A 10,280-nucleotide genomic window follows, 5' to 3' on the forward strand; every position below is an offset into this window, starting at 1 on the left:
CCTGTTTGTGCTTTAAGTCGTTCCCTGTATGGATTTCAGCTACTTTTGAGCTTAGGTACTCTCATCGAATTTTATTTTAAGTTAATTATTTGCATAACAATTCCCGAAGAGCCCTCTATTCTAACTAGGTCTGTTAATAATGTCAAGTCAGTTGCGAAAAGAAAGAAACTCTGTTTCCGATCTAAAGATACACTTGGTCTTTGTGACAAAATACAGAAGTAAGGTTTTTACTGGTAAAAGTCTGACTTTGGTTGAAAACTCTTTTAGGGAAGTTGCGGAAAAAATGAATTTTCAGATATTGGAATTTAACGGGGAGTCCGATCATGTCCACGCATTGATTGAATACCCGCCGAAACTATCTATTTCTGTAATGGTCAATTCTTTAAAAGGAGTCTCTAGTCGTAGGTATGGACAAGCTGGATATCCTAAGCCATACGGGAAAGACGCTCTTTGGTCGCCCAGTTATTTTGTATCTTCTGTAGGAGGTGCGCCACTGGAAGTTCTTAAGTCCTACATCAAAAATCAGGAAAAGCCGTCGTAAAACGACGGGGTTTTAACCCAAATTTTCGATAAAGTTAGTCTAACCAAACCAGCTTTAATCCTTGCGGCAAAGCTTTCCTTTTCGTCCCTATTTCTTTCGCTCGTTAATTTCTCTGAGAACCCCTATATATATTTAGGCACGGATTCCCATTATATAAAAAGTATAAGTCAAGTCTTGGCTTTTGTCAAGCATTTTGGTTGAGATTCTTTTGGGTGTAAGCTGTACTGAATTTAAATTACTTGTTGAGATAAGGCACTCTTGCAATAGGTAAGAGGAAGGTATAGGGGAAGCGCGGAGATGGGTTTTAAAGTTCGATTGGGAGTTCATAAGAACAAATGTATTAAATTTAAATCCCCCTTAAAAAGGGGGATTTAGGGGGATCAAATTTTTGTCAGTCCTTTGGGATGCTTTTGGGTGCGTTACGCTTCGCTAACACACCCTACATTTATATTTATTTGATTTCTCCCTCTATTATCCTGATTTCCTCCTCGCTTAATCCATACAATTCATACACTATTTGGTTAATCTCTTTTTCTAACTCGCTGGTGTCGGCAGAATTATCTTCTGATTTCTTGGCTAAAATTTGGTTAACAAGAGTTTCAATTGTTTCTTGTGTTTTACTGTCTGCAAGTTTTATAGGTAGCTTTTCTACCGATGAAATTCTTACTTGTGGAAAAATATCACCACCTTGAGAATTTGTTTTTTGATAATAGAACTTGAACAAGGTAGAATTAAAAAGTCCTAAAACATATTTTGTTTTAAATCTTTTGTCTGTTATGTGTGTGCTATGTAAAGTATGCTCGTAATACTTTTTTTCATTGTCGTATGTTGCAATGATTTCCTTTGCTACAAATCTTGACAGAATTTTTTCACGTTTGAATATCTTTTCATCTCGCATCCAAAGACCTGCTCGTTTGCCGTTTTTTCTTTTTACTTCTTCTTTCATCATTTCTTCAGGTTTGTAATTCACCCAAACGTCTGTATCCAACAGTGAATATCTGGAAAGGTGTTTTCCAAAATAAAGTTTATAGCAATCCTTGTCTTTCTTTTTATCAATGTATAAAATGTCTTTGATTGTACCTGCAACAATTCCGTCTTTCACTTCTGCAATTTCTTTTAATTTCAGTGTATCTGCCTCAATTTTAGCAATGAGGTTATCAAATTTGGTATTTATTTCTAAACGAAAAATTATCTCCTTATCGTTCAAGATACTTGATACTTCAGTTTCTGAAAGCTGTTGCAATTCTTGCCTTGTGATTTTAAATGCTTTGTATTGTGCTTTTGTAGTGGGATAATTTTCTACAATTACACTATTTACTTGTGCATCTTCAAATACTTTTTCGTCAATTTTTACAACCGTAACTCCGTGATTATCGCAAACAATTTTACGAGCAGTAACAAATTGTTTGTTGTTTAAAAACTTTCCTGGAATAATGTAAGTGAAAACACCTGTTGGCTGTTTTATTTGCATTGCTTTCTCAATGAATAGAGAATACAAGTCAAATCTTCCAGTAGCCGTTTGATAAATGGTTTCGTAAAATCTTCTATGGTCCCAAGTTATATCTTCAATACTTATATAAGGAGGATTGCCAATTACCACATCAAAACCGACAAAATTCCCCTTATCGTCTAGAACTTCGGGGAACTCGAAGCGCCATTCAAAAGCATTATGATAAATCTTACCGCTTTCAATCTCCTCTAGTTGCGGACGTAATTTATCAATCTCATTCCTTAACTGACTAATCTTCCTTTCCCGCGCTTTCTTTTCCTTGGGTGACTCCTCAAATAACAAAATTTGATTCTCTAGACTATATAAATCCGTTTCCAAACCCCGCAAGCGCTTTTTCAGAGGATTATCTCCCTGTAAAGTCTGACGAAAACTACTCTTAATCTCACTTATCAATCTCTCCATCTCGCGCTTTTGCGATTTATCCTCCGCGTTGCGATAGACTCTCACCGCATCCTTATAACTCTCGATACTTAAACGACTTTTGCGGGAAAAGACTTGTAAATCATTGGATAACCCAAAGCGACTAATCAGAGAATTGCCAACCTTGATATTAATATCGATATTCGGTAACGTCTCTAACTCGTTATCTGCTTTGTAGTAAGCATTCTTGAGTAACTCAATCCATAAACGCAACCGACAGATTTTCACCGAGTTGGGATTGATATCAACTCCAAAGAGACACCCCTCAATCAGACGCTGTTTTTCCTGAAATAAAGTCTCCTGTACGCGCTGACTTTCTCGGTTGCGGGGATTATATTCAAACAGATTACCGTCATCATCGGTGACGATTAACTCATCGTTCACCACCTCAACCCGATAATCCCTGAGAGTTTTCCCCTCTTTATCCAATAAAATCTGTAACTCACTCTTAATCGCGATTATCTCGTTCAAAGCAGAAACAAGAAAATGTCCCGAACCCACCGCAGGATCACAAATTTTGAGACTATTGATAATAGCATTGGCTGCCGTTTTATCTTTGATGCGGTTATATACATCCTCGATTGTCTGACAATCCCATCCCTGACTCTGGTTAAATTTCTCTATCACTGCGCGTCGAATCGTTTCCCGACACATATACATAGTGATGAAACCGGGGGTGAAAAAGGAACCATCCTTATATCCGTTGATTTTCTCGAAGATTAATCCCAACACTGACGCATTGATAAGAGTCTTATTGTCCTCCTGTATCGCTTCCCCACCTTCGCTGCTAAAATCGTAGGCATTGAGAAACTCGAATAGGTATGCTAAAGCGTTGATTTCTCCTGTTCGCTTTTTCCCCTGACTATCCTTTAAGACTGTTCCCGCAAAAATCTCTAAATTCTCCGAACGCAGGTTACTGATGACTATGGTTGATTGTTCTAAGTCTGTCGGTTCAAATAGGGAACTGTTGAGATAGGGAACCTGAGTATGGGTATTCTGGATGTCTTTGCTTCTTTCTGACTGTTTTTTGGCTAAAACGCTGAAAAATAAGCGATTTAAGTCGTCATAGTTGGCAATTTTGCCTAAATTGAGAAACCCTAGGGATTTATCCCCCCAATGATACCTAATTATCTGCGCTTCTAATAGTTTGAGGAAGAGGATTCTATTTATCCAGGTTATCCCTAACTCTAAACCGATATTCAATAGTCTCTCCTCCTCCGTCTCCCCAAATTCCTCGGGATTGGGTAAACGAGAGATTTTATCTAAACTCTCTACTTGACTGATAGCGTTCTCTAGCAGCGAACCGGGTTGACGCGCTGCCGGTTGCAGACGTTGGATGAGTTTTTTCCCTCCCTCTTTTATCTCTGTCAATCCGATGATATGCAGCAGTTCACTATAAAAGTTTTTGTCGAGACTGTTGCTATCGTTCGCAAAGGGGAGTTTTAAGAGGTGTTCGGGAGAAAAGATTTTATAGAGACTGATAAGGTTATGTTCGTCCTCCCGGATGGTTTGGGTGTATTCCCGCAAGTCAAAATGGGTGTATGTCAGGGAATCGAGTCTGGAGTTCAGGAAGGGTTCTCCTATCTGTTTATAGAAGAAGTCGGTGGTTTTTCCCGTTAGTCTCCCCGTCTCAAAGTCATTAAACTGTCTGACAAGTTCCTGATTTTGTGCGAATAGTCTCTCGAAGATATTCCCATCGAAGATAAACCACTCATATATATTGGTAGCAATCAGGTGTTTTATCTCTAGGTTTTTCTCGGTTATTCTTTCCCGTAGGAAGTAGAGGAGTAATTCTTGTAATGCTTTACAGTTGAGTTTGTCTCTCCGCAGCATCTCGCTTTTATTGCTGGGTTTCTTGACTTCCAATATCACCCCCACGGAATCCCGCGACTCTTTCCCATTATGGATGACTAAATCATTCCTTCCCTTGGTGTTGATGAAATGTTGGGGACTATAGTAGCTGTGTTTGAGAAAGTCTGCAAGCAGGTTTTTGTGGAACTCCTCCGATTCTGTCTCGTTTATACTCCCCAAAAGTTGTTCTAGGTGGGTTTGAAACTTCTCCACCTGACTACGACTCGGTTTGACTCTCAGGAATGCTTTGTTTAATGCTTGTCGGGGAGAGAAATTTTCTGTCTTCATACCTTATATCCTTATTCCTACCCATCCCGGTTTTGGAGTCTATTTTTTTCTCTCTTATCTTCCCTCAAAAACCATATATATATGGGCGCACGGATTTCCATTATATAAAAAGTCTAAAGCAAGTCTCGCCATTTGTCAAGGGTTTTGAGAAAAAAATCGAGCCGATTTTATAATCACCGTAACAACAATTCAGATCGTAGGGATAATTCCGTAGGGATAATTCCGTAGGGATAATTCCGTAGGGATAATTCCGTAGGGATAATTCCGTAGGGATAATTCCGTAGGGATAATTCCGTAGGGATAATTCCGTAGGGATAATTCCGTAGGGATAATTCATGAATTATCCCTACTCAGGAATGCTTTGTTTAATGCTTGTCGGGGAGAGAAATTTTCCGTGTTCATACCTTTATCCCTATTCCTACCCATCCCGGTTTTGGAGTCTATTTTTTTCTCTCTTATCTTCCCTCAAAAACCATATATATATGGGCGCACGGATTCCCATTATACATAAAGTCTAAAGCAAGTCTCGCCATTTGTCAAGGGTTTTGAGAAAATCTCCCCACTTCCCAAGATGTGAGGGAAATTGCCAGTAAGTTTGCAGGGGTAGAAAGGTTAAAGGAAGCGGTCGCAACGCGCTCGCTACGCGAGACCGAGCAGTTACAATTATTGTTATCTTCAGCTTGATCTTATTTTACTAAATAGCCAAAAACTAAAATAAGATTCCTATTTATTGTCCTGACAAGGAGATGAATAAATGAATAACTTTTCTGATAAACCCCATCGTCGTTCCTTAAGATTATCTCACTATGATTATTCTCAATCGGCTGCATATTTTGTGACAATCTGTATTAAAAATAGTGAAAATTTATTAGGGGACATACAAGATAACGGCATGAATCTTAATCAATTTGGTCAAGTTGTTAAGGATATTTGGCATAGTTTAGATACTCGTTATAAAGAAGTTATTTTAGATGAATTTGTGATTATGCCTAATCATATTCACGGAATAATATTTATTGATAACCCATTAGAGATAATTCATGAATTATCTCTACCAGAGGAAAGGCGAAAAATGTTGTTACCTAAAGTGGTTGGTTATTTTAAAATGAATAGTGCTAAACTGATTAATCAATTGCAGAGTACTCAAGGTCAATCGGTTTGGCAAAAGAATTATTATGAACATATTATCCGTGATGAGGTTTCCTTAACGAAAATTAGAGAATATATTGTTAATAATCCTTTAAAATGGCATCAAGATATCGAAAATCAGCAAGTCAAACCTAGTCAGGAGGAAGTTCAGTTTTGGCAAAGCTTCGGTAGAAAGGATTTATAATCACTGTAACAACAATTCAGATCGTAGGGATAATTCCGTAGGGATAATTCCGTAGGGATAATTCCGTAGGGATAATTCCGTAGGGATAATTCCGTAGGGATAATTCATGAATTATCCCTACTCAGGAATGCTTTGTTTAATGCTTGTCGGGGAGAGAAATTTTCTGTCTTCATACCTTTATCCCTATTCCTACCCATCCCGGTTTTGGAGTCTATTTTTTTCTCTCTTATCTTCCCTCAAAAACCCTATATATATGGGCGCACGGATTCCCATTATACATAAAGTATAAAGCAAGTCTCGGCATTTGTCAAGGGTTTTTAGAAAAAAGTTATTCGCTTTGATTTGGGAGATAATACTGGTGCTTTGGAGGATTTAAATATGGCTATTGCTCTCCAGTCTAACTATGCTGAAGCTTACTATAATCGAGGTTTAGTTAAGGAAAAAATGGGCGAGAAGAAAGAAGCGATTGCGGATGATCAATTAGCAATTAGTTATCAGCCTAATTATGGCGAAGCTTATTATAATTAGGCTCTTGCTACCTACGATGATAAAAATCCTAGTAGCCGAGTAGCGAGCCTTAACTCTTTGCAAAAAGCCGCTAATGCTTTGATAAAAACCGGTAATTTAGAACTGTATGAACGCACGGTAGAATGGATGCTAAAAATGCAGTAATTTGTCTAAAAAAATAAGCTCAGGTATGACATTCTCCGTCGCTTTAGTGCAGTAGGAGAGCGGGGAGAAGGGAGAAAAAGGCTGATAACTGATAACTGACGACCGGCTCCCCAAAACGAAAACTTCGTACCTCACCATGAAGATAGCTGCTATATCTAAAATCCTTATTCATCCCCTAAATAAGCTTCAATCACCGCGGGATTCTCCCTGACTGTGGCCGGGTCTCCCAAAGCGATTAACTTACCGAAATCTAACACGGCAATGCGATCGCATAATCCCATCACTAAAGGCACATGATGTTCGATTAACAGGACAGTTAAAGCTAAATTATCACGAATTTGTCGAATTAGCTGACTTAATGACCCCTTTTCGCTGGGATTCATCCCGGCTGCCGGTTCATCGAGGAGTAATAACTGGGGTTGCAAAGCTAAAGCGCGGGCGATTTCCAAGCGTCTTTGATCACCATAGGCTAAATTAGAGGCTTTCCGATTGCTTTGGTCAGTTAATCCGACTAAATCTAATAATTCCGCTGCTCTTTTATAGGTTTTTTCCTCCTCCCTTCTCGAAACCGGTAAACCGAAAATTCCCGTCCAGAGATTGGAGCTATTGTGAATATTACCAGCGATCGCCACATTTTCTAAAGCCGATAATTCACCAAATAAGCGCAAATTCTGGAAAGTCCTGGCAATTCCTGCCTGAGCGATCTGGTGAGGACGATAATTCGCCAGACTGTACCCTTGATAAATTAAATCACCACTCGATAGGGGGATTAAACCGGTGATCAGATTAAATAAAGTCGTTTTTCCCGCCCCATTGGGTCCAATTAAGCCAAAAATCTCGTTTTTTTGTACCTGAAAGGAAACCCCATCGACAGCGACTAATCCCCCAAATCGACGGGTTGCCCCCCGCACTTCTAATAAATTTGCCTGCATCCTTGTTAACAGATTAAATTAGTCGATTTTACTCCCTCAAGACTATTTAAAGTAAGCATTGCACCGACCAAAAAAATATTTGTCAGGAGATTTACCCTGAAAGAATCAGTTATCAAGATTTATCGGGCAGTTATTTTGATCGGGAAACATTTTACACAATCCCCACCAGATCAGCAAAACGGCTCACCACTACTAGCGAATCACTACCGATAACGAAAAACTGCCATAATTGCAGAAATGTCCTCATCTAGCCAAAAGGCGATCGCTATTGATGAAAAATGACGCTAAAATTATCGATCTCGTCATCCGGCTGTTTTTTCTCGGCCTGTTGTTATTTGCTGGTTTTACCCTGCTGCGTCCCTTCCTAACCATGATCCTCTGGGGAGCAATTCTAGCGATCGCTTGGTATCCGCTCTTTCTCTGGTTAAAAAAGTTACTCGCTGGCCGGGCGAAACTGGCCGCAGTTCTCCTCACCCTACTTTGTCTAGGAATTATTATCGGTCCGGTGAGTGGCATTGCAGCGGTTCTGGCGGGTAATCTGCGAACGATGGCCGAATATATCGATACTGGTGCGGTGCTGATTCCCCCTCCCCCCGCCGATGTGGCCACCTGGCCGCTGATCGGCGAAAGGATTGCCAGTCTCTGGCAGCAGGCATCGGATAACACGGGTCAATTTCTTCAACGCTTCGAGCCACAATTAAAAGAACTGGGGAAAATCTCCCTTTCTCTGGCCACCAGTACTGGTCTGACGGTGCTGAAATTTATCGCCTCGATTCTGATTGCGGCGGCCCTCACCCTCTCGGCTAAAAATCTGACTCACCTGATGAACCGGTTAGCGGAAAAGATTGCCCCAGGTCGAGGAATTGCGCTGGCCGGTCTTACCGCCTCCACCGTCCGCAATGTTAGCCGCGGTATTATTGGCGTTGCCATTATCCAGAGTCTTTTGATCGGCATCGGTTTAGTAACGGTGGGAACGCCTGCGGCCGGTTTATTAACTCTCCTCACCCTAATTTTGGGCATTCTCCAAATTGGCCCCGGTTTGATTGTCTTGGGGGCGCTCATTCACGCTTGGGTAACACTACCCAATTCCATCGCCCTCTTGTTTACCATCTGGATGATTCCCGCCACCTTGGTCGATAATTTCCTCAAACCGATCTTAATGGGGCGCGGCCTGCCCATTCCCATGGTGGTGATTCTGCTAGGGGTGTTCGGGGGAGTGATCGCCTACGGGATTATTGGTTTATTCGTCGGGCCGGTTCTGCTCGGTCTTGGCTACGAGTTAGTCAGGGCTTGGATTGGCGAGGATAGCGCCGAACCAGTGGTAAATAGCCATGATCAGTCAATCTAAGGGCGGATATGTCTAATTTTTACCTTGAAAAGGCTCACCGGTTTGGTAGTTGTCATCCGTGGCCACTACCCTATTTTTACCCGGAGTCGCTATCCTCAGTTTGGTCGCTTATGCAGAAACTGAATAAAATGCGTAAATATCTCCTACAGAAATAATCTTTGGCCTGTAATCGCTAATCTTTGCTTCTCCTCTCATCCCTTAACCCCCCAAATGAGCATTGCCAAATTAATTATCTCGATCATCGCTCGACTTTTCCCAGGGGCAATTTTCTATCAACCGACAGGAGAGAAAATTATCGCTCTTACTATCGATGATCTACCCACTCCCAACGATCTGGAAGGAAAATCCACCGATCGCATTTTAGCAGCGATCGCCGCTCATAATCGAGAAAAAGCCAGCCCGGCAACTGCCGTCAAGGCGACTTTTTTTCTGATCACAGGACACCTGCAACCGAACTGCACCTTGATTGAGCGTCTAATCGCCCAAGGTCACGAAATCGGTAATCACGGCAGCCAAGATCTCCGCACCAGTCAACTGGCTGCCGACGCTTTTGCCAGTCAGTTTCGGGAAGCTAACGATATTTTAAGTCGTCTTGCCGGTCAAGTGCCGCGCTGGTATCGTCCCGGTCAAGCCTTCTATAATCAATCTATGCGCTCGTTTTTGGGTAAATTCCCTGGCTACGAGTCCCGATTTGCCCTCGCTTCCATGATCCCTTTAGATACCAGAAAAGGAACGAATCATCCTCAATTTACCACTTGGTATATCTCGCAATTTATTTTCCCTGGGGCGATTTTAGTGCTTCACGGTGGGTTCCCCGAAAGAGATGAGAATACGGCGATCGTACTGAAGAATTTATTAGCTAAATTACACGATCGAGGTTATCAGGTGGTGACTCTCAGCCAATTAGTTGATCACAAACGTTATTAGGTGACATTTTCTAGGCATTAAGGACAAGAAAAGATCGCCAATTCACAAAAAGAAAGAAGTTTTATTTGAGAATTTCTGCCTTCTTATTGTCAAAAATATTATCTAGGGCTGGCTGAATAAATGTGAAATATAGACTAGGTAAGGGTCTTAGGGTCTTTTTTTGCTCCCACAGGTGCAAGATTTTGAGAGAATCATGTTTCAAAACCTTACATCTTCATCGGCCCGCGTCCTGTAGGGGCGAAGCATTCGGGCATAACCTATCGCTGAAACCGTAGATTTCCTATCCGAATGCTTCGCCCCTACTTTTTGCCGCAAACCCTATCTATAATTTTCATTTTCTCTAGGTTATACCAATTCTCCAAAATGTGACTACAGATAGGCTAGAATATCATATTAGTAGAGTTAAAGGAAAAATATGGCAGGAGTTTATAAGATAGAAATATCTGAAAGTGAAGCAG

General features: G+C 41.0%; 8 protein-coding genes and 1 pseudogene. 5 read left to right on the plus strand and 4 right to left on the minus strand.

Annotated elements, in window-relative coordinates; all coding sequences use genetic code 11:
• Positions 1–139: 139 nt before the first annotated feature.
• Positions 140–541: an IS200/IS605 family transposase gene (gene tnpA, locus H6G48_RS16920; RefSeq protein WP_190722598.1), complete on the plus strand. Its 402-nt coding sequence runs from the start codon at positions 140–142 to the stop codon at positions 539–541.
• Positions 542–992: 451 nt separating this feature from the next.
• On the opposite strand, the gene H6G48_RS16925 is transcribed toward tnpA, so the two are convergent.
• From H6G48_RS16925 to H6G48_RS16930, 3 genes are read right to left on the minus strand one after another with little or no spacing between them, the layout of a single operon-like run.
• Positions 993–4,610, minus strand: a complete 3,618-nt coding sequence (locus H6G48_RS16925) for a DUF7149 domain-containing protein (protein WP_190722599.1) — start codon at positions 4,608–4,610, stop codon at positions 993–995.
• A gap of 54 nt (positions 4,611–4,664) precedes the next feature.
• On the minus strand, positions 4,665–4,742 hold the full coding sequence (locus H6G48_RS27535) for an SWIM zinc finger family protein (protein WP_353737095.1): 78 nt from the start codon (positions 4,740–4,742) through the stop codon (positions 4,665–4,667).
• Positions 4,711–4,947, minus strand: coding sequence for a hypothetical protein (locus tag H6G48_RS16930; RefSeq protein WP_190722600.1), 237 nt, complete (start codon positions 4,945–4,947; stop codon positions 4,711–4,713). Before H6G48_RS16930 ends, H6G48_RS27535 begins: the two co-directional genes overlap by 32 nt.
• A gap of 417 nt (positions 4,948–5,364) precedes the next feature.
• Between H6G48_RS16930 and H6G48_RS16935 the strand changes: the two genes are divergently transcribed.
• Both H6G48_RS16935 and H6G48_RS16940 read left to right on the plus strand, forming a co-directional pair.
• A complete protein-coding gene (locus tag H6G48_RS16935; RefSeq protein WP_190722601.1) occupies positions 5,365–5,943 on the plus strand; it encodes a transposase in 579 nt (192 codons plus the stop codon).
• A 327-nt stretch (positions 5,944–6,270) separates the two neighbouring features.
• A pseudogene (locus H6G48_RS16940) lies at positions 6,271–6,615 on the plus strand (tetratricopeptide repeat protein); the annotation flags it as partial.
• Between the two features lie 164 nt (positions 6,616–6,779).
• Here H6G48_RS16940 and H6G48_RS16945 read toward each other — a convergent pair.
• Entirely contained in the window at positions 6,780–7,547 is a 768-nt protein-coding gene (locus H6G48_RS16945; RefSeq protein WP_190722602.1) for an ABC transporter ATP-binding protein, read from the minus strand.
• A gap of 271 nt (positions 7,548–7,818) precedes the next feature.
• On the opposite strand from H6G48_RS16945, the gene H6G48_RS16950 reads away from it, so the two are divergent.
• Positions 7,819–8,895, plus strand: coding sequence for an AI-2E family transporter (locus tag H6G48_RS16950; RefSeq protein WP_190722603.1), 1,077 nt, complete (start codon positions 7,819–7,821; stop codon positions 8,893–8,895).
• A 210-nt stretch (positions 8,896–9,105) separates the two neighbouring features.
• A complete protein-coding gene (locus H6G48_RS16955; protein ID WP_190722604.1) occupies positions 9,106–9,822 on the plus strand; it encodes a polysaccharide deacetylase family protein in 717 nt (238 codons plus the stop codon).
• The last annotated feature ends 458 nt before the right edge of the window (positions 9,823–10,280 follow it).

Origin of the sequence: Microcystis flos-aquae FACHB-1344 (assembly GCF_014698375.1) — a bacterium.
Taxonomy (GTDB): domain Bacteria; phylum Cyanobacteriota; class Cyanobacteriia; order Cyanobacteriales; family Microcystaceae; genus Microcystis; species Microcystis aeruginosa.

What these genes read in the sequence shown, in the direction of transcription:
- H6G48_RS16955 (WP_190722604.1), top strand. Translation starts at nt 9,106, where the DNA reads ATGAGCATTGCCAAATTAATTATCTCGATCATCGCTCGACTTTTCCCA.
- H6G48_RS27535 (WP_353737095.1), bottom strand. Translation starts at nt 4,742, where the DNA reads ATGGCGAGACTTGCTTTAGACTTTTTATATAATGGAAATCCGTGCGCC.
- H6G48_RS16935 (WP_190722601.1), top strand. Translation starts at nt 5,365, where the DNA reads ATGAATAACTTTTCTGATAAACCCCATCGTCGTTCCTTAAGATTATCT.
- H6G48_RS16925 (WP_190722599.1), bottom strand. Translation starts at nt 4,610, where the DNA reads ATGAAGACAGAAAATTTCTCTCCCCGACAAGCATTAAACAAAGCATTC.
- H6G48_RS16945 (WP_190722602.1), bottom strand. Translation starts at nt 7,547, where the DNA reads ATGCAGGCAAATTTATTAGAAGTGCGGGGGGCAACCCGTCGATTTGGG.
- H6G48_RS16930 (WP_190722600.1), bottom strand. Translation starts at nt 4,947, where the DNA reads ATGAATTATCCCTACGGAATTATCCCTACGGAATTATCCCTACGGAAT.
- H6G48_RS16950 (WP_190722603.1), top strand. Translation starts at nt 7,819, where the DNA reads ATGAAAAATGACGCTAAAATTATCGATCTCGTCATCCGGCTGTTTTTT.
- tnpA (WP_190722598.1), top strand. Translation starts at nt 140, where the DNA reads ATGTCAAGTCAGTTGCGAAAAGAAAGAAACTCTGTTTCCGATCTAAAG.